At 67.8% G+C, this 24,705-nt stretch carries 29 protein-coding genes and 3 pseudogenes; 19 read left to right on the forward strand and 13 right to left on the reverse strand.

Annotation, left to right across the window (positions count from 1 at the left end; all coding sequences use genetic code 11):
• Positions 1 to 143: 143 nt before the first annotated feature.
• Entirely contained in the window at positions 144 to 521 is a 378-nt protein-coding gene (locus OG912_RS37480) for a hypothetical protein (protein ID WP_327713246.1), read from the reverse strand.
• A 311-nt stretch (positions 522 to 832) separates the two neighbouring features.
• Between OG912_RS37480 and OG912_RS37485 the strand changes: the two genes are divergently transcribed.
• The 4 genes and pseudogenes from OG912_RS37485 to OG912_RS37500 all read left to right on the forward strand — a co-directional run.
• Positions 833 to 934 carry a DnaJ C-terminal domain-containing protein gene (locus OG912_RS37485; protein WP_327713645.1) on the forward strand — a complete coding sequence of 34 codons (102 nt, stop codon included), beginning with the start codon at positions 833 to 835 and terminating at the stop codon, positions 932 to 934.
• A gap of 152 nt (positions 935 to 1,086) precedes the next feature.
• Entirely contained in the window at positions 1,087 to 1,296 is a 210-nt protein-coding gene (locus OG912_RS37490; RefSeq protein WP_327713247.1) for a hypothetical protein, read from the forward strand.
• Positions 1,293 to 2,021, forward strand: a complete 729-nt coding sequence (locus OG912_RS37495; protein ID WP_327713248.1) for a restriction endonuclease — start codon at positions 1,293 to 1,295, stop codon at positions 2,019 to 2,021. The genes OG912_RS37490 and OG912_RS37495 overlap by 4 nt, the downstream gene beginning before the upstream one ends.
• Before the next feature lie 111 nt (positions 2,022 to 2,132).
• Positions 2,133 to 2,342 (forward strand): annotated as a pseudogene (locus OG912_RS37500) (ISAzo13-like element transposase-related protein); the annotation flags it as partial.
• A 79-nt stretch (positions 2,343 to 2,421) separates the two neighbouring features.
• On the opposite strand, the gene OG912_RS37505 reads toward OG912_RS37500, so the two are convergent.
• The 7 genes from OG912_RS37505 to OG912_RS37535 form a co-directional block, all read right to left on the reverse strand.
• Positions 2,422 to 3,531 (reverse strand): winged helix-turn-helix domain-containing protein, encoded by a 1,110-nt coding sequence (locus OG912_RS37505; RefSeq protein WP_327713249.1) that lies wholly within the window; start codon positions 3,529 to 3,531, stop codon positions 2,422 to 2,424.
• Positions 3,528 to 4,796: an MFS transporter gene (locus tag OG912_RS37510; protein ID WP_327713250.1), complete on the reverse strand. Its 1,269-nt coding sequence runs from the start codon at positions 4,794 to 4,796 to the stop codon at positions 3,528 to 3,530. The genes OG912_RS37505 and OG912_RS37510 overlap by 4 nt, the downstream gene beginning before the upstream one ends.
• Complete coding sequence (locus tag OG912_RS37515) at positions 4,796 to 5,530, reverse strand: hypothetical protein (protein WP_327713251.1); 735 nt, start codon at positions 5,528 to 5,530, stop codon at positions 4,796 to 4,798. The genes OG912_RS37510 and OG912_RS37515 overlap by 1 nt, the downstream gene beginning before the upstream one ends.
• Positions 5,531 to 5,659: 129 nt before the next feature.
• Entirely contained in the window at positions 5,660 to 6,715 is a 1,056-nt protein-coding gene (locus tag OG912_RS37520; protein ID WP_327713252.1) for a YncE family protein, read from the reverse strand.
• A gap of 64 nt (positions 6,716 to 6,779) precedes the next feature.
• On the reverse strand, positions 6,780 to 7,475 hold the full coding sequence (locus OG912_RS37525; protein ID WP_327713253.1) for a TIGR02466 family protein: 696 nt from the start codon (positions 7,473 to 7,475) through the stop codon (positions 6,780 to 6,782).
• Between the two features lie 292 nt (positions 7,476 to 7,767).
• Positions 7,768 to 8,079, reverse strand: a complete 312-nt coding sequence (locus OG912_RS37530; RefSeq protein WP_327713254.1) for an ArsR/SmtB family transcription factor — start codon at positions 8,077 to 8,079, stop codon at positions 7,768 to 7,770.
• Between the two features lie 44 nt (positions 8,080 to 8,123).
• Positions 8,124 to 9,086: a YncE family protein gene (locus tag OG912_RS37535; RefSeq protein ID WP_327713255.1), complete on the reverse strand. Its 963-nt coding sequence runs from the start codon at positions 9,084 to 9,086 to the stop codon at positions 8,124 to 8,126.
• 224 nt (positions 9,087 to 9,310) lie between these two features.
• Between OG912_RS37535 and OG912_RS37540 the strand changes: the two genes are divergently transcribed.
• A complete protein-coding gene (locus OG912_RS37540; RefSeq protein WP_327713256.1) occupies positions 9,311 to 9,739 on the forward strand; it encodes a VOC family protein in 429 nt (142 codons plus the stop codon).
• 600 nt (positions 9,740 to 10,339) lie between these two features.
• On the opposite strand, the gene OG912_RS37545 is transcribed toward OG912_RS37540, so the two are convergent.
• Positions 10,340 to 10,570: a hypothetical protein gene (locus OG912_RS37545; protein ID WP_327713257.1), complete on the reverse strand. Its 231-nt coding sequence runs from the start codon at positions 10,568 to 10,570 to the stop codon at positions 10,340 to 10,342.
• 233 nt (positions 10,571 to 10,803) lie between these two features.
• Between OG912_RS37545 and OG912_RS37550 the strand changes: the two genes are divergently transcribed.
• The 3 genes and pseudogenes from OG912_RS37550 (at position 10,804) to OG912_RS37560 (ending at position 13,548) form a co-directional block, all read left to right on the forward strand.
• On the forward strand, positions 10,804 to 12,468 hold the full coding sequence (locus OG912_RS37550; RefSeq protein WP_327713258.1) for a serine/threonine-protein kinase: 1,665 nt from the start codon (positions 10,804 to 10,806) through the stop codon (positions 12,466 to 12,468).
• Positions 12,469 to 12,499: 31 nt separating this feature from the next.
• A complete protein-coding gene (locus OG912_RS37555) occupies positions 12,500 to 12,712 on the forward strand; it encodes a hypothetical protein (RefSeq protein ID WP_327713259.1) in 213 nt (70 codons plus the stop codon).
• 36 nt (positions 12,713 to 12,748) lie between these two features.
• A pseudogene (locus tag OG912_RS37560) lies at positions 12,749 to 13,548 on the forward strand (IS5 family transposase).
• Positions 13,549 to 13,582: 34 nt separating this feature from the next.
• On the opposite strand, the gene OG912_RS37565 reads toward OG912_RS37560, so the two are convergent.
• The gene (locus OG912_RS37565; protein WP_327713260.1) at positions 13,583 to 13,900 is read right to left on the reverse strand and encodes a hypothetical protein; all 318 of its coding nucleotides are present in this window, start codon (positions 13,898 to 13,900) and stop codon (positions 13,583 to 13,585) included.
• Between the two features lie 90 nt (positions 13,901 to 13,990).
• Between OG912_RS37565 and OG912_RS37570 the strand changes: the two are divergent.
• The 7 genes and pseudogenes from OG912_RS37570 to OG912_RS37600 all read left to right on the forward strand — a co-directional run.
• Positions 13,991 to 14,267, forward strand: a pseudogene (locus tag OG912_RS37570) (transposase); the annotation flags it as partial.
• Positions 14,268 to 14,333: 66 nt separating this feature from the next.
• Complete coding sequence (locus OG912_RS37575) at positions 14,334 to 14,633, forward strand: hypothetical protein (protein ID WP_327713261.1); 300 nt, start codon at positions 14,334 to 14,336, stop codon at positions 14,631 to 14,633.
• 176 nt (positions 14,634 to 14,809) lie between these two features.
• Positions 14,810 to 15,313 carry a lamin tail domain-containing protein gene (locus OG912_RS37580; protein ID WP_327713262.1) on the forward strand — a complete coding sequence of 168 codons (504 nt, stop codon included), beginning with the start codon at positions 14,810 to 14,812 and terminating at the stop codon, positions 15,311 to 15,313.
• A gap of 462 nt (positions 15,314 to 15,775) precedes the next feature.
• Positions 15,776 to 16,081, forward strand: coding sequence for a DUF6247 family protein (locus OG912_RS37585; protein WP_327713646.1), 306 nt, complete (start codon positions 15,776 to 15,778; stop codon positions 16,079 to 16,081).
• Entirely contained in the window at positions 16,078 to 16,338 is a 261-nt protein-coding gene (locus OG912_RS37590; protein WP_327713263.1) for a hypothetical protein, read from the forward strand. Before OG912_RS37585 ends, OG912_RS37590 begins: the two co-directional genes overlap by 4 nt.
• Before the next feature lie 687 nt (positions 16,339 to 17,025).
• The gene (locus OG912_RS37595; protein ID WP_327713264.1) at positions 17,026 to 19,200 is read left to right on the forward strand and encodes a site-specific integrase; all 2,175 of its coding nucleotides are present in this window, start codon (positions 17,026 to 17,028) and stop codon (positions 19,198 to 19,200) included.
• Positions 19,197 to 19,742, forward strand: a complete 546-nt coding sequence (locus tag OG912_RS37600; RefSeq protein WP_327713265.1) for a hypothetical protein — start codon at positions 19,197 to 19,199, stop codon at positions 19,740 to 19,742. The genes OG912_RS37595 and OG912_RS37600 overlap by 4 nt, the downstream gene beginning before the upstream one ends.
• An 83-nt stretch (positions 19,743 to 19,825) precedes the next feature.
• Here the strand turns inward: OG912_RS37600 and OG912_RS37605 are convergent, their stop codons facing one another.
• Positions 19,826 to 20,410, reverse strand: coding sequence for a hypothetical protein (locus tag OG912_RS37605; RefSeq protein WP_327713266.1), 585 nt, complete (start codon positions 20,408 to 20,410; stop codon positions 19,826 to 19,828).
• A gap of 184 nt (positions 20,411 to 20,594) precedes the next feature.
• Between OG912_RS37605 and OG912_RS37610 the strand changes: the two genes are divergently transcribed.
• The 3 genes from OG912_RS37610 to OG912_RS37620 are packed head-to-tail and all read left to right on the forward strand — an operon-like array spanning position 20,595 to position 21,658.
• A complete protein-coding gene (locus OG912_RS37610; protein WP_327713267.1) occupies positions 20,595 to 20,819 on the forward strand; it encodes a hypothetical protein in 225 nt (74 codons plus the stop codon).
• Positions 20,816 to 21,352 carry a hypothetical protein gene (locus OG912_RS37615; RefSeq protein WP_327713268.1) on the forward strand — a complete coding sequence of 179 codons (537 nt, stop codon included), beginning with the start codon at positions 20,816 to 20,818 and terminating at the stop codon, positions 21,350 to 21,352. Before OG912_RS37610 ends, OG912_RS37615 begins: the two co-directional genes overlap by 4 nt.
• A 57-nt stretch (positions 21,353 to 21,409) precedes the next feature.
• Positions 21,410 to 21,658: a Tn3 family transposase gene (locus OG912_RS37620; protein ID WP_327713269.1), complete on the forward strand. Its 249-nt coding sequence runs from the start codon at positions 21,410 to 21,412 to the stop codon at positions 21,656 to 21,658.
• A 72-nt stretch (positions 21,659 to 21,730) separates the two neighbouring features.
• Here the strand turns inward: OG912_RS37620 and OG912_RS37625 are convergent, their stop codons facing one another.
• Positions 21,731 to 22,468 (reverse strand): hypothetical protein, encoded by a 738-nt coding sequence (locus OG912_RS37625; protein ID WP_327713270.1) that lies wholly within the window; start codon positions 22,466 to 22,468, stop codon positions 21,731 to 21,733.
• 347 nt (positions 22,469 to 22,815) lie between these two features.
• Between OG912_RS37625 and OG912_RS37630 the strand changes: the two genes are divergently transcribed.
• A complete protein-coding gene (locus tag OG912_RS37630) occupies positions 22,816 to 23,883 on the forward strand; it encodes a tyrosine-type recombinase/integrase (RefSeq protein WP_327713271.1) in 1,068 nt (355 codons plus the stop codon).
• A 207-nt stretch (positions 23,884 to 24,090) separates the two neighbouring features.
• Here the strand turns inward: OG912_RS37630 and OG912_RS37635 are convergent, their stop codons facing one another.
• Entirely contained in the window at positions 24,091 to 24,609 is a 519-nt protein-coding gene (locus tag OG912_RS37635) for a hypothetical protein (RefSeq protein ID WP_327713272.1), read from the reverse strand.
• Between the last annotated feature and the right edge of the window lie 96 nt (positions 24,610 to 24,705).

A 24,705-nucleotide genomic window follows, 5' to 3' on the forward strand; every position in this document is an offset into this window, starting at 1 on the left:
CTTCCTGTTCTCCGCCTGACCAGCGGAAAGACCGCCGACGCCTGACCGAGCGGCTTGCGGACGATGCCCGAGCCTCCGCCTGTCGGTGTTGCCCGTGGTGAGCTCGGTGAACTGCTTGTCGAGGCGCCACATGCGATGACTGGTTACCGCCGGGCGAACCGCACTGGGCCACGCAGCATGGGCAGTGCGACACCCGCGAGGTCGTTCTCCAGCGCGACGGGCAGGACGTCGTCAGGGACGACAAGTGCCGGGCTGTGGAGGGCATCTGGTACAGCGAGTACGACGGCAGGACCTTCACCGTCGCCGGCCAGCTCGACATCGACCACGTTGTCCCGCTGGCCGCGGCCTGCCGGGCCGGCGCCGACCGGATCTGCCCCATGCCCGCAGGCACAGTCACCCAGCGCGCATTCCGTGAGGTGACGACGGATGGCGAGTTCCCGGGCGAGGCGGATCTTTCTGCCCCGGGTCCCACTGCACACCCTGCGCCCGGACGCGCCCGAGGAGCTGGAGCGGCTCGTCACCCAGCTCCTGGCCAAGGACCCGGCTCAGCGGCCGGCCTCTGCCGGGAAAGTCCGGGACGTCCTCAACGAGATCAACGACCGGCATTTCGGACCGCACCGCCCAGCCGTGGCCGGGACCTTACGCACGACATCGACGTCACCCCGGCGGAAGCCACCGACGGATCGGTCAATCCCCTGCGGATCACCACGCACAAGCCCTGTCCCGCCTGCGCCGCCAGGACAGACGAGAAGGCGGCACGGTCCTGCACGACCGGCGAGGGGGAAGGCCGGCTCATCCAGCAGCGCACCTACAGGTCGGCATCCCCGCAGGCATCCGGGACGGCCAGAAGGTCCGGCTCCGCGAGCTCGGCAGTCCTGGCAAGTACGGCGGTGCGCCCGGGGATATGTACGTGGCCGTGCGCGTCCAGGACTGAACTGCCGCCCGGTATTCAGCCAGGCCCGATGGCTTTGTGCCATTCGTCAGCGATCCGCCTCCAACATCACTGTGGCCCGGCTACACAGAAGGCTGCGGGTAGCGCCCTGCTTACCCTGCGTGGTGAGGCCGGTTGTGGGGGAGGTCTGAGGGTTGCTGACCATCAACGTGGCAGTGCTGCTCGCTGTCATCGTCGTCATCCGGTTGCGTCGGCGTACGCATGCCCGGAGCCGGCTCGACGAGAAGTTCACCGTCGTCATCGTCCTGGCGCTCGGGGTTCTCATCGCCCCGACACCGCTGGGCCACGGAATCATGGACTTCCTCGGCCAACTTGCGAGCGGCGTCACTCAGGCGGGCCGATGAGTCCCCGCGCACGCAAAGGCCGCCCGGCAGTTGGCAGGCGCCGCCCACTGGTGCGGCAGCGGACCCGCAGGCCCAGCAAGCGGCGGACGGATGACCGGCTGATCGGATTCCTCGTAGCCATAGTCCTGGCCGTCGCCCTGGCCGTGGCCGTCGTCCACTGGCTGCTGGTCCACTGGTGGGTTTTGATCGTCCTCGGTGCGCTCGCGGTACTGGCCGGCGGTGGCTGGCTCTACCAGAAGCAACAGCAGGCACGGTGGGAAGCGGTCCGCGCGCAGGGACTGCGCTACGAGCTTCCCCAACTGGACGCCCTACACCATTCCCAGTTCGAGGACGCGGTGCGGGACCTGATGCACCGCGACGGCTGCCAGAACGCGGTCCGCGTCGGGGGCGGCGGAGACCTGGGCGCCGATGTGAAGGCCACCGACCCTTATGGGCGGCGCTGGGTGATCCAGTGCAAACACAGGCGCAACGGCCTGGCCGGGTCCGCCGTCGGGACACCCGACCTCCAGGTACTCAACGGCACAGCCCGCCAGGTCCACGGAGCCGACATCGCGGTGATCGTGACGAACGGCCGGGTGACCGCACCGGCCGTGGCCTTCGCGAAACAGCAACGCCTCCACGTGATCGACCGCCACACCCTCGGAGCGTGGGCGTCCGGCTCACGCCCTCTGTGGGAGCTGCTGCGGGCCGTCCCGCCGCCCCGCAAGCCGACCGCTCTCTCCTGAAACTGCCCTTTGACGAAGCGGGCGCGGCAGTACGTCAGGTCGCGGTGCTTGGAGGTTGATGCTGCTGCTGGACGTTTTCGACGTGGTGTCCGAGGAGGAGGGCATTGATCCGGGTTGCGACCGGCTCTGCTTGCCTTGGTCGAGCCCGACGAGCGCGGTGACCCGATGGCGCCACTGTGGTGGACGACGAAGTCGACCCGAAAGTTGGCAGCGGCTCTGACCCGGCAGGGCCATCGCGTCTCTGCCGACACGGTCGCCAGCCTGCTGCGGGAGGAAGGCTTTAGTCTGCAGGCCAACGCCAAGGCCATCGAAGGTGCTCAAGGTATCGGGGCGGGGATGCACCGCTGCAAACCGTGCCGCCCCAGCCCTGCCACCTGGGGCACGTTGGGCTGTACGCCGGTCAGGAGCACCCGACTGCAGTGGTCATGCGGGCGTATGCCTCATCGAGTAGCTGGGGTGCTTCGGGAGGATGATCGGGCTCTGTGGTCATGCGGTGGATGGTGAGGCTGTGTTCGGTGCGGGTGAGGTCTGCCCGGGCGATCAGCTGGTCATGGGCGAGGAGGGGGCAGACGTAGTAGCCGTGGGCGCGGTGGTGGGCGGGTTTGTATGCCTCCAGGGTGTGAGTGAAACCGAAGAGCCGCTGGGTACGGGGTCTGTACCAGATCAGGTTGTCGAACGGTCCCAGGAAGACGGCCGGGCCATCCGCTCTGCCGGGGTCTGTCAGGACGTCGGGATGTGCCCAGGTTGCCTTGGTCCAGCCAGAGACGGTGACAGGGAGCAAGGGGCTATGTGGGAGGAGCCGCGTGGCGGCGCGGGTGGGGATGCGGAGGTAGTCGGCGAGGTCGCTGGTGGTGGCGATGCCGAGGGCGCGGCCGGCGTAGGTGAGCAGGGCGGTGAGGCATTCGTCGTCGGTCTGCGCCTCTGTGTGCAGGTGTGGGGGGAGGTGGCGTTCGGGGAGGTCGAGCAGACGTTCCCAGCGTGGAGTGCGGCGCACGCAGATGAGGTCGCCGGCCCACAACATGAACTCGGCGGCTCGTTTGGCCGGTCCCCAGGCCCAGCCGTTGCTCGCCCGGTCGCCGGGCTGTCGTAGCTCGCGCTGGGTGAGGGGGCCGTGTTCGCGGATCAGGTTGAGGATGCGGTCGCGTTCGGCGGGCTCGGGGTAATCGGGGCGGCGGCGGGCGGCGCGGCGGCGGAAGGCCCATAGGGGCCAGTCGTTGAGCGGTACCAGGGCGAGGGCATGGGCGGGGTACTCGAAGGCCACTGGTGGGGGAGCGATGCGCAGGTCAGCGTCGACTGCAGCTGTGGTGGTGTGGGGGAGACGGCTGGTGAAGGTGAGCTGGTGCGCCCGGGCCAGGACGTTGATGGAGTCGAGCTGGACGATGTGGAGCCGGTCGAGTACTCCCTCGACGGTTGGCTGGGGAAGGGCGGGGTGGATGCCGCTGGCGGCGATGGCCAGGCGCCGGGCCTCTGCGCGGGACAGATCGATGGCGGCCGGTGGGTGTGGGGTCATGTGCCCGCCTGAGCGGCAGGTGCCGGGGTGTCGGTGGCCGGAGGCGTCGTGGTGGCTGCGGGTTTGAGGGTTGGCAGGAGTGCGGCGGTCAGCAGGCCGAAGGCAGCGCAGCCGGTGAGGACGGTGAGGGCGGTGGTGAAGTGCTGTTGGGCGGTGAGGGCGCCGATGACGGCGGCGGTAATGCCGTTGGATACGTCGGTGCTGGCGGCGACCCAGGTGTTGGCCTCGGTGCGGACGTCGTCAGTGGCGTGGGCGTCGACCAGGAGGAAGGCGCTGATGAACAGTGGGGTGACGAAGAGTCCGGACAGGAGCAGGAGGGCGCCCAGGGCCCAGGGGGGCCGGGCGAGCAGGAGGAAGCAGGCAGGGAGGGCGAAACCTACGGTCAGCAGCCGGTAGAGGGTCCACAGCGGAAGGCGGCTGGTGGGAAGGACGGCGTAGAGGAGGCCGCCGATGACGCCGCCGGCGGATGTCGCGGCGAGCAGGGGGCCGATGAGGGCGGTGGTGTGCTCGTGCTGGCTGTAGGCGGGCACGTAGATGCCCATTCCGCCGAAGAGGCAGCCCATGACGAGCAGCGGAAGCATGATCATGACGATGCGGGGCTGGGCGAGTGGCCCCAGCCACCGGTGCGTGCTCCGTGCCGCGCTGGTTCGCACCGGTGCGGCGGGGGCCTTGGTGGGGGTAAGTCCGTAGGCGCGGGCGGCGGTCAGGTAGAGGGCGATCACCACCAGGAACATGGCGGCCGCGCTCTCGTAGGCGGTGACGGGGCCGAGGAAGGCGATCAGGGCGCCGGCGGTGAGCGGGGCGGCGACGAAGCCGGCTTCTTCGAGGATGCTGTCGGCCGAGTGCACGGCTTTCAGGTCCTGCGGGCTGGTGACCAGGCGGCGCCATGAGGAACGCAGCGCCGCGTTCAGCGGCGGGCTGCTCATGTTCGCTGTGAGGGCGAGCAGGAGGGTGGTCCACCAGGGCCAGCGGGCGGCGACGCTGATGGCTGCTGTCGCGGTCAGGGCCATGGCGCTGGCGCCCATGACCGGGAGTGCGTGCCGGTGCCCCGCACGGTCCAGGAGGCGGCCGCGCAGCGGAACGAGGAGGGCCAGGACGAGGGTGGTGCTGCCGCCGACGAGGGCGGCGCGGCCGTAGCCGTAGCGGTCGGCCAGCGCGAGCAGCAGAGCGATAGGCAGGACCGCGGCCGTGGTACGGGCGGCGAAGGCGAGGGCGAGGAGCGGTCCGACCGGCCGGCGTCCGAGCACAGCGAGGATCTTGGGCATCAGGCTTCCGTCCCCGTAGCTGTGTTCGTACCGGTCTGGGCTTCTGGCCCGGGGCCGGTTTCCGGTTCGGTGGTGTGGGTGGCGGTGGCGCGCAGGGTGTCGGCGTGGAGCAGGACCAGGCGGGCGACGGCCTGGCCGCGGTGCAGGGTGATGGGGCGTGTGGGCCGTACGGCGATGCTCATGCCGCCTCGTGCGGTCATGGCGTTGACGGTTTTTGCGGAGATCACGCCCAGCGGTACTTCAAGGCCGTCCAGCGGCAGCGGCATGACCATGAGGAAGGTGTGTTCCGGCACGTGGGCTGACCAGCCCAGTCTCCATTCCACAGTGCCTTGGCCGTTGGGGACGAACATGCCTTCCCAGCCGCCTCCTTGGCCGCGGTAGTCGCCCAGGTGCAGCCAGTCGGTGTCCTTGGTCGCCAGCCAATCCTCGCCGCGCTGCCACAGCCCCGCCCGGCTGAGCCGGTGGCCGACTTTCTGGATGTTCTCCTGGGAGGGAACGGCGACCCCCAGGTCCTGAAGCGGGCTCATCGTCACCGCGATGGGGGAGTGGATGCTCCACCCCAGCTCCTGGCCCAGAACCCATGGCGGGCAGTCGGCGGGCAGGCGGGGGATGCGCAGGTAGCGAAAGGACTGTGTGTAGGCGTCGCGTTCCGCGCGCGCCCCGGCCCGGTCGACCCGGGGTTTGTCCGGCACCAGGGCCCACGGCTGGAGCGAACGGAACATCACATCGGCCACGGCGCTCTGCTTTCTGACGACGGCAGGGGATAGGCCCCGGACACGGGCGCGGGCGCCTGGGCAGGGGGACTGAGCGGGCAAGGAAGAGGGGCCGGAGACCGCGAGGGCGGTCTCCGGCCCCGGAGGGGGTCAGGCCTGGACGTCTGCGCGTTCGATGCGACGCTGGCGCTCATCGGCGGGCAGGCTGTCGAGGTCGAACATCACCACCGAGCACGGCCCGTACCCGACGAAGATTTCCTCGTACTCGAAGACTCCCTCGTCCCGGTCCAGCGGCGCCGACTTGAGGTCGACCATGGTCAGGGAGTTCGGGGCGTGGTTGGGGTGGCCGGCCACCATCATGTTGGCGCGGGCGAAGTTCGTGATGTAGACCGTCTCGTCCCCGGGGTCGACGACGAGGCCGCGGGGCCCTGAGCCGACCGGAATCCTCCGCGTCACCTCCAGGGTCTCCACGTCGACGACCACGATGCTGTTGGTGTTCTCCACCGTCAGCAGCGCGAAGCGACCGTCGTCGGTGAAGGCCACCGCCCGGCCACCGTGGGAGCCGACCGGAATGTGCGTGGTCTCGTCGGTCTCGACGTCGATGACGGTCAGGTAGTTGGCCTGTGTGTTGGCGACGAACACGTGGCGCCCGGACGGGGCGATGGCCAGGCTGTAGGGGTGTGCCTCGCGGTCGACGGGGATACGGGCCAGCTCCGTGACCTGCTCCGGATTCCCCTCGGGGCCGGAGAGAGCGCTGATGTCGAGCTTGCTGACGTAGCCGTCGCCCCACACACAGACGTAGGCGACCTGTCCGTCGGCGGTGATGCCCATGTGGCGCGGGTCGCGGCCGGTCGCGATCTGGAGGAGCTCCACGTTCAGCTCGAGGTCCACGACCGACACCGTGTTCGAACCCGAGTTGGAGACCAGCAGGTAGCGCTCGCCCGGCACGATGCCCATGCCGCGCGGCCCGTGCCCGACCTCGATGCGCCGTACCTCCTTGAGCGTGACCGCGTCGATCTCGGAGAGCGTGTTCTGGCTCGTGTTGCACACGAAGCCACGGCCGTCCTTGGTGAACTTCACCCCGCCGCGCGGGGCGTTGCCGACCGGGATCTGCGCGACGGTCCGGTGCTCGCCCGGACCGGTCTTGGCCACGACGGAGACGACACCGTCGTCGGTGTCCGTCGAAAACAGCTGGATGTTCCGCATGTGGTTCCCTTTTCTCCTGGTGTTTTTCTGACGGGCAGAAGAGCCCGGCACATGAGGGGGGCTTTCAGTCGAGGGTGTAGTTCAGGTTCCAGGCGATCGAGATACGCGTCGCTTCTTCATGGAACGTGGGAACGGAATGCCGCAGCCAGCCAGGGAAAATAACCAGTTCACCTGGCCTGCACGTAACCCGGGTACGGTGACTGTCACCGGCCAGCGAAATACCGGGATCGTAATAGTCCACATTGGGCCTGGGGTCAAGGAAATTGATCTCACACAGGGCTGGTGCCGTCACGTAATACACCGCCGACAGAGCCGTGTTGGGGTGGAAGTGCGCCTCGTGCCGATCCCCGGGACGGTAGACCGACGCCCAGCTGCGACTGGCCGCCACCCGCACCTGCCGGCCCCCGCCACGCTCCTCGCCCTCCAGGCCGGCAGACCGCTCGAACGCCTCGGACAAGGACAGGCCCGTCAGCGACTCCACAAAACGACCCGCAGCCGCGCACACCCATCGAGTCAGCCGCACCGCCGGCTCACCGCCCCACTGGACCAGCTCACCCGCCGTCTCCGTCTTGTACCCGAAATCCTTGGACAGCGCCCCCGTCCGCTCGAGGATCCGCTCCGTCAAAGGTGCAGTCACCTCATCCGCATACGGAAAGAACATCCGGGCCACCGGAGTGGAAAACATCTGGGAAATCGTCGCCTTCGAAATGCTCTCGGCAGGCCGCTCCGCATCCAGTTCTGTCGCACCCTGAACAGGCATGGATAACCCCCTCGTTCGGGCGTGCCGACCTCGAAGCGAACACGCTTTGAACAACGGCAATAGTCTGTTCTCTCACCCATCGCCCTGGCAAGCTATTCGAACCTGCTCAAAAAGGGCGCACGCCCGGCGCTCTTCAAATAGGCATTGACGCGCCCGCAAAGGGGTATCGAAAGAAAGGAATAAACGCCCCGGCGGGATCTCCTTGGAGTGAAAACGAACGCACCCCCGCACCAGCAATCCCCCGCAGCTCATCCGTCACACCGCTCCGGCCGGGTGCCATCGGGCAACGGGTTCAGGCGTCAGGGCCGGCAGCTGCGATTCCGCCGAGCAGAATCTCGCCCAGAGCGGCGAGCGCATGATGCACGCCGCCCCCGCTGCGCCGGGTGGTGATCAGTCCTGAACTCCGCAGGACCGTGGTGTGGTGGGAGATGGTCGCCGCGGAGACTCCGATGCCCTCGGCGAGCGCAGTGGTGGTGCTGTCCGGCCGGTCAGCCACTATCAGCAGCACCGCCGCACGCGTGGGCCCCAGAAGAGCAGCCAGCGCACTGCGCCCCGGCCGCCCGCCATAGGAGGGCTGCGGTCCGGGAAAGATCGGGCCGGCCATACGCTCCGCCTTTCCGCCAACGCAGGGAGGGGGACAGGGACGAGTCAGGGCCCGGGCTCTAGGCAGCGGACCACCGCGACGCTGCTCGGCGCCCGGCCGGCCCGGACACTCTCGAACTGCGGCAGCCCGTCCTCGGTGGACAGATCCACACCATCGAGATGGATCACAGCCAGACCCCCCGACAGAGGAAGAGGGCAGTACACCGTCTGATCATCCGGATCGACCACAATCCCCGAAGGGCAAGGCCCTACCGGGATAGTCCGGGTCACCGACCACTCCAGGAGGTCCACCACCGCTATCAAACCGAGCCGTTCCAGCGTCACGAGCGCGAAATCCCCGTCGACCTCCACCGCACCACTGGGACCGCCGGGCCCGGGCAGGACAACCTCGGTCATCACACGGCCCGAATCGAGATCCACCACCGGCAACCGGTCGGCCGTGCGGCACAACACCAGCCCCGGCCCGAGACGTGTCGGCAGAAGAACGCGGGGCTGAGCATGCGCGCCCAGCGCAGTACGCCAGGCCACGGACACCGCATCCCAGCGGCCAGCCTGAAGGCCGGTCAGGTCGAGAGCGCAGACGGATCCCGCTCCCTGCTCGCACACATACGCCGCCCGGCCGTCCCGCGCCATCACGACCTGCCGCGGCTCACGCCCCACCGCCACCCGGCCCCTCTCCATACCCGCGCCGATGTCGACGACGGAAACGGAGTCGGCCCCCGCATTGCACACCAGCAGGACCCCGGCGCCGCGGACGACGACGAGGCTGCTGGGAGCCCAGCCGACCTTGATGCTGTCCAGCAGCCGACGTCGGGCCAGATCAACGACGCCGACCGAGTCCGACACGCTGAAGGAGACGAAGACGCGCCCCTCACCGCCCTCCACCACCGAGACCGGCCCGTTGCCACAGACAACCTCCCCCGCCTCCTGATAGGAGGAAGCACCGTGCTTGAGCACGAGGGCGAGACGGCTTCCGAGCGGATCCACTGCACACAGCAGCACTGACACCACACCCTCCCGCCAGCAACCGGGCCCGGCCACTGCAGGTGGGCCAGGCTGAACCAGCACAGGCGGGCTCTACCACCATGAATCATGCATCAGTCATCTAAAGGATGAACTGTCTTGATTCATCGGCTATATGACTGATCACGCAGCCTGGAATGGAGCGCTATATTCCGGTATACCCTGCCCACGCCACCCAGCCGACCGACCGACCCAGGAAGCCCACCACCATGCCCCACACCACCAAAGCCCCCTCCCCGCCCCCGGCAGGAACCCTCCACCACGTCGAAATCTGGGTCCCCGACCTCCCACGCGCCACCACCGAATGGGGCTGGCTCCTCGAAAGCCTCGGCTACACCCTCCACCAGACCTGGGACAACGGACGCAGCTGGCGCCTGAACCACACCTACCTCGTCTTCGAACAATCCCCCGCACTCACCCACCACCACCACGACCGCTGCGCACCCGGCCTCAACCACCTCGCCTTCCACGTCCCGACCACCGACGAAGTCGACGCACTCACCGAAAAGGCCCTCAGCACCGGCTGGACCCTCCTCTTCCCCGACCGCCACCCCCACGCAGGCGGCACCCACCAGCACGCCGCATACCTCGAGAACACCGACCACTTCGAAATCGAACTCGTCGCCACCCACCCATAGCCCACAGCCACGCCCGGGTCCGGCGATCTTGAGCGGCGATTCCCGGTGTGAGCGTGGTGTGGAGTAACCCCCCGCCCCCGGATGAACGAGGCCGCGTGGCGGGCACTCGACCTGATGCGCGCCTCGCGGACGGCCTCCGGGCCTGTGTCCATTGCCGCCCGGACACGGAACTCGGACTGCTGTAGCCAGGCGCTTCCGCGCGTCAGCAGTTCAGGCGCCTACGGCCGGGCTGCCGCTTCCGAGGGATCGTCGCATGGCCGGCGGCGTCTTGGTCTGGAGTCCGCAGCACAATGAGGACAGCACTCACATGGCTGTCCTGGTTGCCGATGCGGGAGACGGCCAGATCAGCTTCAACACGCAGAGCGTGCGCGGTGACGATGCGACTGAAGGGCTCGCAGACCTGCTGATGGGACCTGGGGGTGCGGAAGGTGCCGCGGTCGGAGCGTAGTTGCGGGCCGGAAGACGCCTGCTGCATGTCTGCTGGGGAGCGCAGCGCAGCATTCGTACGGCAGAGACGGCACACGAGTGCTGCACGTGTAGCAAGGTCCGCCTCACCCCGTGCAGCCGGCGGTCGATGCTCGGGGATAGCTCCACGCGGTCTCAGCTGCTACAGCTGGCGGGCCGGATGCTGCAGCGCGAGTACGCCCGCAGTGCGCAGTCAAAGAACACTCCGACGTCAACGCCGGAGTCCCGGCGCGTGACCTCGTACAGCCCCTTCATCGCCCCGAAGTCGACCACGACGGGGAGGGAGATCTCCTGGTGGGAGTCGGTCTCCACGTCCAGGTGATGGGCGAACCCGAAGCGATGGGCTCGGTCCTGCTCCGCTGTCACCACATGCTGGTGGGCCTTGCGGGCCGCCCCGAACCACCGTGTCGCGTCGTCCGTGCCCAGTTGACGACGATCGCGAGGAACGGGGTCACCTGCTCCGCACTCGCGGGCCAGCTGTCGGTCGGCGAGGCGACGGTGGGGCCTTCGGTCGGTGGGAATGGCTGGCGACCCCGGCCTGTTCGGTCAACAATGATCCGGCGGACGCGCCGACGGTGCGCCGCGCGGGAGAGGGTGACATGCGGGGGGCGATACTCGGCGGCCGCTACCAGTTACGGGAGCCGCTCGGCGCGGGCGGCATGGGGACCGTGTGGCGGGCCAGTGACCAACTGCGCCGGCGTAGCGTCGCTGTGAAGACGCTGACGGGTTTCGTCGAGTCGGAGACCTCCGAGCTAGCCCGCAGGTTCCGCCGGGAGATCCAGGTGGCTTCGCTGCTGCGTGACCCGCACATCGTGGAGGCGCACGACTCGGGCGAGGCGTTCGTCGACGGACGTCCACTGCTGTACCTGGTGATGGAGGAGATCCCGGGTGAGCCGTTGAACCGGCTGCTCGATGCCCGCACCCCGTCACTCGCGGAGATCACCCGCTGGGGCGACGGGATCTGCGCGGCGTTGTCGGTCATGCACCGGGCGGGGATCGTGCACCGTGATCTGAAGCCCGCAAACGTGATGATCGGCCCCGACGGGCACGCCACCGTCCTGGACTTCGGCATCGCCCGCCTGGAGGGCGAGGGACTCGACCTGTCCACCCTCACCCGTTCCGGCCATTTGGTGGGCACGTTCGCCTATATGTCTCCCGAGCAGGCCATCGGCGCGACCGCACTCGACGGCCGTAGCGATCTCTACGCCCTGGGCTGCCTGCTGTACGCAGCCCTGGTCGGCAGGCCGCCATTCTCCGAGGGACCTTGGCACCGCCTTCTGCGTCAGCACGTCGACGAGGCTCCCTTGCCGCCCGGAGCGCTCAGGGACGGACTTCCGGCCGCGTGGGACACGCTGGTGCTGGATCTCCTCGCCAAAGCGCCGGGGGACCGGCCGCCGAGCGCAGCCGCGGTGCGGGAACGGATCGCGGCGCTGCCCCTGCCGGTGGACGCGCCGCCCCCGCCGGTGGCGGCACCTTCCCGGAACGCGACGGTGATCGACCCGGACGCGATCACCTCTGATGCCTCAGCGGTCGTCGGCGTCCCCGCGAATCCGAACGACCCGGCCGTGCTGGGCGGGGGCGGAGCGGTGATCCCCTCGTACCCGAGCCCCAGCCCGAACCCGAAGCCGGCCTCGGACTCAACCCCCGACCCGGCCCCCACCCCCGCCCTCACCAGACCGCTGCCCGGCTCCGCGCTGCCCCCGCCGCGGGTGCTGTCCGGCGACGAAGTGATCTCGCGGAGCTTGACGACGCAGCAGTTGCTGGCCATCGGTGTGGTGGTACTGGTGGTGCTCAGTGGGCTGGTGACGCTTTCCCTGGTCGTCTCGGGACGCAAGGCCGGCCCGTCGCTGGGCACGGCCGGAATCATCACCCTGGGCGGACTACTCGCTGCCATCGTGATCGGCCTTCTCTACAGTGGCTACGTCTACGAGTGGCGACCACGCCGGGCCGAGCGGCGGGCCGCTGCCAGGAACCGGCGCGCAACCGCAGAGAAACCCGAAGCCGATGAGGCGCGGGCAGCGGCACGCGGCGCCGGAAGTCCCGCCCACCGGTACGCCCTCAAGGTCCTCACCTCGGCAATGCGGAACGGCCAAGTTCTGTGGGTGGCCTACGAGTTCCAGGGCGGGATCTGGTGGCTCCACCTCTACCCGCTCCGCTTCGACAACGGCGATCTGGTGGGGCTCACTGTGCAGTCGCAGGAGACGTACCGCATCGCCGAATTCCGGCTACGCGGGACGTCCCACACCCCACCGCCCGGCTTGTGAACGACCGCGCCTGGCAGGGCGGCGCCATGAGGTGATCCGGCTGATCACCAGCCTGATGGACCACAAGAAGTACCCGGCTGCCGACCTCGCCGAACTGTACGCACGACGCTGGGAGATCGATCTCGTCTTCGACGAGATCAAGACCCATCAGCGCGATGCCGGGAGTCGGCGTCAGGACCGGAGCACGGATATTGATCGAGGTAACGGCAGTACCTTCCCGACCGTCGGCCACCTCGCTGCCTAAGAAGACATCTCATTTGGTCAGGTAGGGCTGTCGTTCATGGTGGGGATCGTTGAGCGGCTGGTGCCGGATGAGTTGTGGGAGCTGTTCCAGCGGGTGGTGCCGGAGGCGCCCTCGCGGCCTCAGGGGGACGGTCGGCGTCGACGTGGTGATCGTGAGGTGCTGGCCGCGATCGTGTTCGTTGCCACGTCAGGCTGTACGTGGCAGCAGTTGTCAACGGCTTCGTTCGGGCCGTCAGGGGCGACGGCCCATCGACGCTTCTTCGGTGGTCGAAGGCCAGGGTGTGGGCCAAGCTCCACCGCGTGGTGCTCGACGAGCTCGGCTCCCGGGGCGAGTTGGACTGGTCCCGCCGCGCGATCGACTCGGTGAACATGCGGGCCCTGAAAATGGGGGATCTGACAGGTCCGAATCCTGTCGATCGGGGCAAGTACGGGGCGAAGATCCACTTGGTCACCGAACGAACCGTCCTGCCCCTTTCCGTCGGAATCTCGGGGGCGAACATGCACGACAGACAGTCAGGCCATGATCCCGCTCGTGCAAGGAATACTGCCGATCCGCTCCCGCCGCGGACCGCGGCGCCGCAAACCCGAGAAGCTCCACGCCGACAAGGGCTATGACTACTCCCACCTGCGACGGTGGTTACGCCAGCGTGGCATTCAGCAGCGCATCGCGCGCAAGGGAATCGAGTCATCACAGCGACTAGGACGCCACCCGTGGGCCGTCGAACGCACGATGTCGTGGCTCGCCGACTCCACCGCCGCTATAAGCAAAAAGCCGAGCACTTCCCCTTCACCAGCATCGCCTGCACCCTGATCTGCTACCGCAGGATCACGTCCTGATTCGCTGGCGTGGTACCGAACGAAGGCCCTCGCTCTACGAGCCCTCGACAGGCAGCCCCGCCACGAACTCTGAAAGAACGGAGGTTCGGGGCGGCGCCTGCCCATGAAGGAACCGCTGGTAGTGGTCGGCGACGAGACGACGCAGGTCTGCCTCGGCCGGTTCATCACCACTGAGCTCAAGGGCGACCTGGTGCGGCTCACCTGTCATGTACAACGGTCTGGCCAGGGCGTCGAACCCACAGGTGTACTCGTCGGGCATCTCCCACCATGCCTCGGCGGACGCTCGGTCCTGGAGGACGTACATGTAATAGTCGTCATCGAAGAGGATTACGGGTCCTATCGGTGTAGTCACCCGTGGAGTATGGCGCAACCAGCAGGTCAGATACGTGCCACAGCACAAGCACCAGCCCTACGTTCACGCACCAAATGAGATGACGTCCAAGCCGGACTCGCCCCAGCGACCCGTACTTCCGGCTCCTCGATCCGCGGCAAACAACCTATCCCGATGCGGAAACAAGCAGCTCAAACGGACCTTCTTCCTCTCCGCGTTCGCCGCCCTGGGCGACCCGGCATCGCGGACCTATTACGACAAGAAGATCGTCCAGGGGAAGCACCACACGCAGGCCCTGCTCTGCCTCGCCAGGCGGCGGGCGAACGTCCTCTTCGCGATGCTCCGCGATGGAACTTTCTACGAGGCCCGTCCTGCCGCATCGACTTGAGACCTTCTTGTCCTGCGGGCAGGTGCGTGATCAGCTTCGGAGATGGGGGCCGAGGATTCCGAGCACATGAAACTCATCCACCGCTGGCTCGCCGGCGAGGTGGTCAACAGCACCGTTGGCATCAAGGTGACCGGTGGCCCATTCAACGGACAAACCAAAATCGTCCAGCTCGATCAGGACGGGCTTCCACCCGCACGCCTTCGTGCTCGCGGCGGCAGCGGACAGACACCTGGAAACCCTGCTGCCTGGCACATCTACGAAGCCGTCCCGGCCCCCGATACTGCCGCCGGCTGGACCTACAGATACGCCGGAGCCGACACGACTGACGCTTCCACCGAGGGCCCCTCAGGCACCCCCGCGGCTTGACCAAGGAGATAGTGGCCCCGCCACTACGACTTGTCCAGGGTCCACCTGGACTCCCCAAGCATCAGGCTGCTTCCCACTCGATGGCATGGTCACGCTTTCTTCACTTAGTCATCACTGCACGATCACCTCCAGTAGGCTGCGGGCGCTCCGTTCGCACCACTGAGGGGGATTTCTTCATGCGTATCCGCTACGTCCTGACCACTGCCGTGACTACTGCGGCTGCCGCCGCACTCGGGCTCGCGGTAGTAGTGCCGGCACAGGCGGCCGAGTACTCCTCGGCCCTGAAGATCAAGGGCGTCCAGTACGACGCTCCGGGCCGGGACTCCAACAAGTGCTCTGGCGGCAACACCAAGAACGAGTACCTGACGATCAAGAACTACTCGAAGACGGCGACCGTGAACCTGAAGGGCTACAAGGTCAAGGACGCCGCCGGAAACACGTTCACCTTCAAGAACAGCCACGTCCTGCAGCCGGGCGACCAGGTCAGTCTGCGCGGCGGCCGCGGCGCCGACTCAGACGCCAAGAACGTCGTCTACCGCCAGAACTGCAACTTCATCTGGAACAACGACAAGGACACCATCTACTTCTACAAGCCGGGTGGAGTCCGAGCCGACGTCCACGCCTACACCAAGAAGGCCAACGACAAGGACGGCAACGGCTACATCGCCTACCACGGCTGACGAGTCGCCTCTATCCAGTGAGGGTCGGCGGCCAAAAGAACACACTCGACGGCCGACCCTCACAGCTGGCCCTACCCAATCAAGCAGATCTTGCAGCCACTGTCTGGAGCTGCCTTGGCGCCTTCCCACAGGGCGCGGGCTGCGGTGGAGGGCCTGCTCGTCGACGTCGCCCGGCGTCCGGACTGGTGGCCTCGGCCGGGTGGCGAGGAGGTCGCCGATGTCTTCGGGGCGCGTTGCTGGGTCTCGATCGTGGCCTACCTCGACGAGGTCAAGGTACGTGACGTCGGTTGGGCGGGGGTGAAGTTGGGTGGTGGTCCTGGAACTGGCTCCACGCCCTTCGCCGTCACCGTATCTCCTGCATGGCAGAAGCGTCGCCCGCAGTACAGGGATCGCCGCATGTCAGCATCCATGGCCTCCCGGCGCGCGTACCGTGAGGGGACGACCCGCCGGGAGGACCAGCCGATGAGCGCACAGCCCGACCACGCACCCTTCACGCCGTACGCCCCCGCACCCGGGGCGCCGGCCGAACTCCTCGCCCAGCTGCGCGCCGACCAGCGCGCTGATCAGTGGGTGCCGGCCTTCGAACGGGAGTGGGCGGCGGCGCTGGAGGAGTCCCGCCGTACATTCTCCCTCGCCGGGCTGTACGAGGTCGTCCAGGACTGGCAGGGCCGTCTCGCCTCCGCCCCGGCGGTCGACGCGTTCGTCGCCTCCGGCTACGACGACAGCGAGTTCATCGACATGGCGGACCTGCGGGAAAGACGCCGGTGACCGGGCGGCCGTACGCGGTCAGCTTTTCAGCTCCGGCCGCGAAGGTACTCGACACCCTGCCCGAGGACGTCGAAGACATGGTGTGGGACGTCCTGGACACGGCCGCGGCCGACCCGTGGGGCTTTCGGCAGTGGAACGCCGACGACCTGGAGGGCCAGGACGTCCGCCACGCCTCCGTCGGCCAGCTGTCCCTCACCTACTGGGTGAACCGCCCCCTGCACCGCCTGTCCGTCCTCACCATTACCTGGCTCGGATAGACCGTGACAATGCCCTGCCCGGCATCGCAACTGCCGGGGCAGGCTGTTTCCGGTCGTAGCCACCACCCGGTGAAGCTTGCCGGCGCGCAGGACGATGAAGTCGTAGGCGAGCACAACAAGGACCAGGTGCACGGCCACAAACCTCGCTGCCGCCACTGACCGCAGCCCACCGCCTGGGAGATCACGGTCAGCCTGCGGAAAGCGGTGCTCGCTGCCCGCATCTGGCTTCTCTCTCGGCTACCCGAATTGGAAGGCGTACTGCGACGCGGAGTTCGGCATCAGCCGCGCGCAGGCGTACCGGATCCTGGACATCGCCCGCTTCCTTTCGGCGGTCCACGAAGCGGTCACCGCCAGGGCGATCTATGTGACCTGTGGGGGGTGCCTCTATGTCCTTCGTCAAGGTGTGACCGTGTGCCGCAGTAGGCGACTCTTGAGCACCCCGGCAACCATTCCGGCTCGGCGGGGGTCCTCCATACCAGGCCCCGCTCGGGGCCTCGAAAACCGCGAGTCGGAGAAGCGAGCTGGTGGCAGGCCCGTCAGAGCCGGGAGCGCCTGGTCGACCGGCTGCTGGGCCGGTTCACCGACCCCGGTGCGGGCCTGACCCGCGACAAGACTCGGCGGCGGGGCCTGGGCAAGCTGCTGGACTAGCTCGAAGGCCAGCCCGGAGAGACCTGGCAGGATCGCTGGATGGCCAGCGGGGCGGACGACGCCGGCTTCGAGTGGACCGATCTGCCCCTGCAGGGACGCGGCACACCCAAGGGCCACTGGCGCGATGAACTGGCCACGGGACTGGTGCTCCTGGTCGCCGGGCAGGCGATCCGCCCCAGCTACCCGTGGCTGCTGCGGCAGCGCGTGACGGTGATGCTCACCGAGTCCCGGGCCGCCAGTGACCCCGCTGCCTTCCAGCGGCTCGAACAACTGGCCCAGCATGCGACCCCGACAGCGAGGTCCGACGCCCTGAACAAGCTCACCTGGATCGTGATCCGCAAGGGTGGCCTGGTCAGCGACATCACCGTCGGCGACTGCATCGAGCTGACCACCGCACTGGAGGAACACCACTTCCGGGGCAGCGCCGGCCGGCCGCTGTTCTATGCCCTGCTCAAGGAGACCGGCGTGCTCCCGGCCAGCGCACCGGTGCGGCTGCGGGCGCTTCGCATCGAAGGCCGCCGCAGCGTCGAGCAGATCGTCGACGCGTACGCCATCGAGTGCCGGGCCGTCCGTGACCTGCTGGTCGAGTACTTCACCGAGCGGGCTCCCGAGCTCGACCACGTCTCGCTGCGTTCGATCGCCCGCAACCTGTGCCGGTTGTTCTGGCGCGACCTGGAGATCCACCATCCCGGCATCGACTCGCTGCGACTGACGCCCGAGGTCGCGCAGGCGTGGAAGGAACGCCTGGCCTACATCCGTGACGCCCAGGGCCACCCGGTGCGGCCGCGGGTGAACTTCCGCAGCGAGCTGGTGTTCATCCGGGCGTTCTACCAGGACATCGCCCGCTGGGCCGCCGACGATCCGGCGCGATGGGCGCCCTGGGTGGCGCCGTGTCCGATCAAGGCCAACGAGTGCGCGACGAAGAAGTCCAGGTCCGGGGTGAAGTCCCGGATGGACCAGCGGACCAGGACCCAGCTGCCGCTGCTACCCGCCCTGCTTCGAGCCGTCGACCGGCAGCGCAAGGACGCCGAGGCTCGCATCACTGCGGCTCGCGCGACACCAACTGGTGGACGGTTCCAAGTCGCCGGGGAGGAGTTCGAGCGCTGCAGGTCCGGGCAGGCCCGCCGCGTCTACGTCACCGAGGTGGCCGCCGGTCGGCGGCGGAACCTGACCCACGAGGAGGAGGCGGCGTTCTGGTCCTGGGCGACGGTGGAGGTGCTACGGCACACCGGCATCCGGATCGAGGAGATGCTGGAGCTCACCCACCACAGCTTCATCGCCTACACCCTGCCCACCACCGGCGAGGTGGTGCCAATGCTGCAGGTCGCCCCGTCCAAGACCGATGCGGAGCGCCTACTGCTGGTCTCCCCGGAGCTGGCGGAGGTGCTGACCGCAGTGATCTTCCGGGTCCGGGCCGGGAACGCCGCCCTGCCGCTGGTGTCGGCCTACGACGTGTTCGAGCAGACCTGGAGCCCGCCCATGCCGTTCCTGTTCCAACGCCGGTACGGCACCGAGGACCGGCCGCTGAGCCGCAGCTACATCCGCGAGTGCCTGGTCGCGACCTCGCAGTCCGCCCAGATCACCATGGCCGGCGACCCGCTCGAATGGCGCCCCCACGACTTCAGAAGGATCTTCGTGACCGACGCCATCCGCTCCGGACTGCCCCCGCACATCGCCGCGAAAATCTGCGGCCACGCCGCTCTGGACACCACCATGGGCTATGCCGCGATCTACCCGGAGGACGTGATCTCCCATCACCGGGCCTTCATCGCCCGCCGCAGAACCGAGCGGCCCAGTGAGGAGTACCGCGAGCTCACCGCCACCGAGTGGGACGAGTTCCTAGCCCACTTCGAACTCCGCAAGGTCGCCCTGGGGACCTGCGGCCGCGACTACGCGACCCCGTGCCAGCATGAAAACGCCTGCGTCAGGTGCCCCCTACTCCGCGTGGACCCAGCCCAGATGCCACGCCTCCAGGAGATCCACGCCAACCTCGTCGACCGTCTCCAAGAGGCCAAAGACCAGGGCTGGCTCGGCGAGGTCGCCGCCATCGAGACCACCCTGGCCGCCGCCGCGCAGAAACTGGAGGCCATGCGCGAGCGTGCAACTCAGCCGTCCACCGTTCACCTCGGCATGCCCGACATCCGCCGCGACACCGGACGCAGCAGCGCCGACGCTGAGACAGCCTTCCCAACGGGTCCTAAGCTTCGCGGATGACCTACGAAGAGCTGTGCTGGGAACCGATAGCGGCGCTTCCAGAAGGCGAGCCCGAGACGTCCTTCGGCGGGCGTTGGGAGGACCGGCTCTGGTTGAACGTTCCTGGCCCCTTCTACACCGGCATCGCCGACAACTGTTGGACGGGCCGGCTGCACGCACCGCGTCATGTGCTCTACGGCGGCGAGTACTTCGGTGAATATGTGTATCGCCAGCCGACGACCACGGCCGAGGTCCTGGACCTGGTGACAGCAGCCCAGGAAGATCCGTACCGCGGCTATGCCTGCGACGGCGACAGCCGATGGACACCCGAGGCTGTTCGGAACTGGTGGCGCGACCGTGGACGGGTCACCGAGTACCTGGAGTCCCTCCTGCCCGGATGGTCGTCCAGCGACAGGTCTGACGAGCGGGAAGCCGCAGAGGGGCTGAGGGACTTTGCCGCCTACATCACTGAAGGGCTCGGCGCTGACCTCCGGAAGTACCTCTTCCGGCTTGAAGAGGGCCGTTACCCGAAGAGCTCCGGACCACTGCCTGAGCTCCGATAAACAATGACGGCCACGGCATGCTCGGTGCTTTCGCACCTGGACCCCGTGGAGTGGGATCAGGTACCTGGCTACCCGGCTGGGCCTCAGACGCCAGGCGGAAGAACCTCGATGATCTCGGCGATGCCAGCGAGAGGTTGGGCCTCGTGCATCGCTATCACGTCACCAGACTTCAGATGCCGCCACTGCTCGGGTTGAAGGGGGGCCAGACGAACGTCGGCTGTCTCTCCGGGACCGAGTTGCGGCGCGAACTCCACCCAGATCCTTGCGATGTTCAGATCTCGTTGCCCGTCTGCGGTGCGGTTGCCGATGTCCCACAGCGGCCTGAGTCGCCCATCCCCTGAGAAGGTGCTCTGGCGTCCGCCCTCGTCGGCGCCCAGCAGAGTCAGCGTCGCGCGAACGGTGCCGTGCCTAACTTCCCAAGCTCGCCACTCGCACCAACGGCGGCTGCGGTCGAGCATCATCTGCCTGGCGGCCTCGGCGAGCATCTCCCAGAAGCCGGTGGACACGGGATGGACGTCGGCGATCTCGATCAGCACGTCCAGCGCCATCTCCCATTCCTGGAAGGCGATCTCCTCGCGAACGTTCCCGACCGTCTGGCCGTTCTCCGCCATGGCGTCCTCAGGCAGCAGTTCGACAGCCCGCCGAAGAAGTGTGAACGCGTCATCCATACGCTGGATTCTCGCCTGGTCCCGGGGCTTTGTCACAGACGACCTGACCCGATCCGGCGGCACGACACGCCCGGACGCCCCACCGACCTCAAGATCTCTGACCGCTACATTCAGCAACCCGCCCATCGTCTGCCTCCGCCGGACCCAGTTGGGCTGGTTCGGATATGCCTGCGTCCGCTGCCCGATGCTCTGGCCCGACCCTGCCCAGCGCGACCGGCTGGTCGAGATCCGCGACAATCTCATCGCCCGAATCGCGGAGGCTGAGCGCGAGGGGTGGCTCGGCGAAGTCGAAGGACTGCGTGTCAGCCTTGCGGGAGTCAAGGACAAGCTCGCCCAGGTCGACCGGCGTCCCCACAAGGGAGCCGAAGTCGACCTCGGCATGCCCACCATCAGGAACGAGGACTTTTGAACGCCGATGCCGATCACGGAAACCCAAGCGGTGACCTCAGCACCTGGACGATCGAACGCCTTCAGGCGTTCGCCTCGGACGCCCCAAGCCAGCAGCTTGAGGCGGTACGTGTCGTCGCGCAGGGCCACGCCTATCGCGCCGACGAACCCCGCGAACGCCAACAGTGGGCCAAGCTGTCATTGCGGGCCAACCAGCGTCTGCACGGCGACGGTCTGTGGGTTCGAGCAAGAGCAGCTCAGCAGAACTTCATGCTCCGGATGTGGATGATCGACCAGCTCGGCCCTGACGACGAGGATGACGACTGGAACCCCGAGACGTTGGCAGCCGACACTGTCACCGCACTTGCGCTCCCCCCTGCTGAGGCCCGTGCTCTCGCCGATCGCTGGCGCGACCTCACAGCTGAGCAGATGGGCGAGCTACGGCGGCACAAGAACCTGACGGCCCATCTGGACAGGCTCGTCAACCACCTGCAACCTGGCCCAATACGGGATCAACTTCTCGCTTGGATAGAAACTCGCCAACACCTGCCCTGACCGAGGCTGCGAGTTCACACCGCTTCCTCGACGCCGATCTCGAAGTTCAGAGAAGCGGTGATCTTCCACAACGCCCTGGACATCGCGGAGATCGTGCGCCAGCTCCTTGAGGAGGGATGGGAGATCGACCCGGAAGACCTGGCGCGCATCTCGCCGTACCTGACCGAACACATCAACCGGTTCGGCGAGTACAGCACCCACGAACTCGGCATCCAGCCCGACGCGTACGACCCGAAGCTCGACGTCGACTTCACCCCGCTGCGCGAGCAGGACCTGACCCCCGCCGGCGTCGGCCAGGCCGCCTGACAATCCGTACCCGAGGGCTTCTCCTGCCGCTTCACTTGGTCCCCGGAGGCCGGGAGCTCTCACACCGCGCTTCTATTGCGTTCGCATCAGGTGTAGGTCCTCGCCCCAGGCGTCCAGCACCGCGCCGTGCCCGGCCTGCCGGGCCACTACCTCGGCCTGGGCGAAGAGGCGGCGCTGTGCGGATACGTCGCCCGTTCCCGCGATGCGGTCCGCAGCGTCAAGCAGCGTTCCGGTGTCCCAGCCGGGCAGCGGAAATCGGGCGAGCTCCCATTCCAGGTACTTGTTGTATGGGCGGGGGCGACGGTCCAGTGCGAAGAGCAGCTCCAGCAGGAACCGGATGCTGTCGGCGGCGTCGAGCTGGGCCGCGAGCGTGTGCCCGTCGCGGTCGTTCTTGACCGAGCGGTAGAGGGAGTTGGCGTAGGCGTCGAGCCATGCGTCCGCCTCTCGGAAGGCTTCGTCGGCGTCGAGCCGTGCCTTTTCGGCCAGGATCTGGGCGATGGCCCCGTCGAGCCGGTCGAGCACGATCCGGGCGCGGGCAAGGGCATACCGCTCGAAGCCTGGCATTCCGGCGGCGCGGAACTCGTCGAGAGACAGGACGACGAGGTCGAGTTCCGGGGTGCGGTGGCCCGTGAACCGGGTGAGGTCGGTTGTCGCGACATCAGCGAGAACGACGTACAGGTCGTGGTCGGAGTGCTCGGTGGTCATCCCCTCGTGAGCCCGGGAGCCCTTGAGGACAAGACCAACGACAGATGGATCAGCGACGGCGAGTTCGACGAACGCATCGTAGGTGATGGGGTTCTGAGCAGTCATTTCGTGATCTCCGGGATCATCATGATGGGCATACCAATCAGGCGACCCGAACTCATCAGGGTCGTTCCTGCACCATCTGCGGCGGCGCTTGGCCGTCGCCCGGAAAATCAACGCACGTGCGGACTCTACTCCCCAGTCAGCCCAGAGGTCTGAACTTCGTTGCTCTCGTCCCGGACTGACCGGTGCCTCCGGGATGTCCTCGTTGAAGCCCCCAGTTGCCGCAGTAAATGCCGGATTTACTGCGGCGGAGCCCCTACCGTGATCATCGCGACCTGCGGCGGGGCATTCCGGCCGGCGGGGCGAGGTGTACGCATTTACTGCGGCAGTGGCGGAAGGGCGGGGCGGGCATGAGGATCGAACCAGTGACCGAACTCGGGAGCGGGGGCGCGCTCCGGCTGCCGCGCGCTCGGGTCGTGCCCCTGTCCGCCGCTCCGGCGTCGTACACCGCGGCGGTCGAGCGGTACCTCACAGGCGCGGGCATCGCGAAGTCCTCCGCGCGGATCTACCGGATCTCGCTGACGACCTGGGGATGGATGCTCACCGGCGAACCGGCGCCGATTGGAGCCGCCCGCCGAGGCGCGAAGCCGCCCGTCTTCCCCGTCACCGCGATCGACGACCCGGCGCTGCCGGAAGTGCTGGCCGAGCTGGCCGCCGCGCGGGCGGACGAGATGGACGCCGACACCGTCAACCGGGAGCTGTCCATCGCGCGAAAAGCGATCGGCTGGTGGCAGCGCCAGGGCTGGATCGAATGCGATCCGACGATCGGCATCGAGCGACGGCCGGCGCCACCGGACCGCACCAAGGCTCTCGCGGAGAACCAGATCGCTGCCCTGTGGCGCCTCGACGTCGCGCTACGGGAGAAGACGCAGTGGAAGATGCTCTACGAGTCCGTCGCACGGGCCGACGAGGTGCTGTGCCTGAACGTGGAAGACCTCTACCCGCAGGACAAACGCGGGAAGATCACGGCCAAGGGCGGCGCGACCGAGTGGATTCACTGGCAGTCCGGCACCGCCCAGCTCCTGCCCCGCCTCATCGCCCGCCGCACCCGCGGCCCGCTGTTCCTCACCGACCGCAAGGCCCCGGCCGGAACCCCGACACTCGACGTGTGCCCGGAGACCGGCCGGGCCCGGCTCTCCTACCGCCGCGCTGAGGAGATCTTCGAGGAGAACACCCGGCTGCTGGCCAACCCCCTCGCCTCACCCGACGACATCGAGGACCTGGACGGGTGGACCCTGCACCGGCTACGTCACAGTGCCCTCACGCACGACGCGGAAGACGGCACCTCCACCCCGATGCTGCTGGCCCGCTCCCGCCACGCATCCGTCCGCTCCCTGGAGCGATACGCCCGCCCCGGCGTCGACTCGGTCGCCCGGCACGTCGCCGGACGCGACCCCGCTGCACGTCGCCGCACGTAAATCCGAGCGCATCAGGGCTTCAAGATCATCCCGTTGCCCCTTTGCCACGTATCTCGGTCACACCCCAGGCAGTGGCACCACCCGACAGCCCCGGCGGCCGGGCTGCACGGCAAGCACCGTCCCGAGGGCGACGACCAGGCTGACGGCCGCGCGCATGTCGTACGTTGCCCTGCGCCGCGACGATCCGCGATCACCGTTCGTGCTCCGTCAGCCCTCCGAGGTGCCCATGGACTCGAAGGTCTCGCGCATCAGCTCGTCGATGGTTCCCGGCTTGTCGGCCAGGGAGTCGAACAGGTCGGCGAGCAGCCACAGCACGAAGCCGTGGACCATGGCCTCCTTCGGCTCGATCGTTCCGAACCGGTCGCGCCAGGCCACGGTGTCCATGCCCATGGCGGCGGCCATGAGGACTCCGGTCACCATCGGCACCTGCTCCGGGTCGGCCATCTCGAATGAGGGCAGCCGACGGATCACGGCAGGGATGAGGTCATTGAGCGGATCGAGCTGCTCCCCGCCCCCGGGCGGCTCAGCGATCAGGTACCCGGTCAGCACCCCCACCAGGAACACCGTGCCCCGGGAGACTTCCTCACGCCCGACGGAGTCGATCGCGGCCTTCACTCGCTGCTGCGCCTCCTGGCGCTCCTTGGCGGGCGTCCGCTTCTCCAAGACCCTGTAGGTGTCCCACGCCGCACGGACCGCCTCATCCACCACTACGCCGTCGCTACTCATGAAGGTGACCGTAGGCGAGACGACTTGATCCGCGAAGACCGGCACCGGTGTCACGCACAGTCCTGCCCTGTGAGGTCCATGAGCCTTACAGGGCGT

This window comes from Streptomyces sp. NBC_00464 (genome assembly GCF_036013915.1).
In the GTDB taxonomy this organism is placed as follows: Bacteria; Actinomycetota; Actinomycetes; order Streptomycetales; family Streptomycetaceae; genus Streptomyces.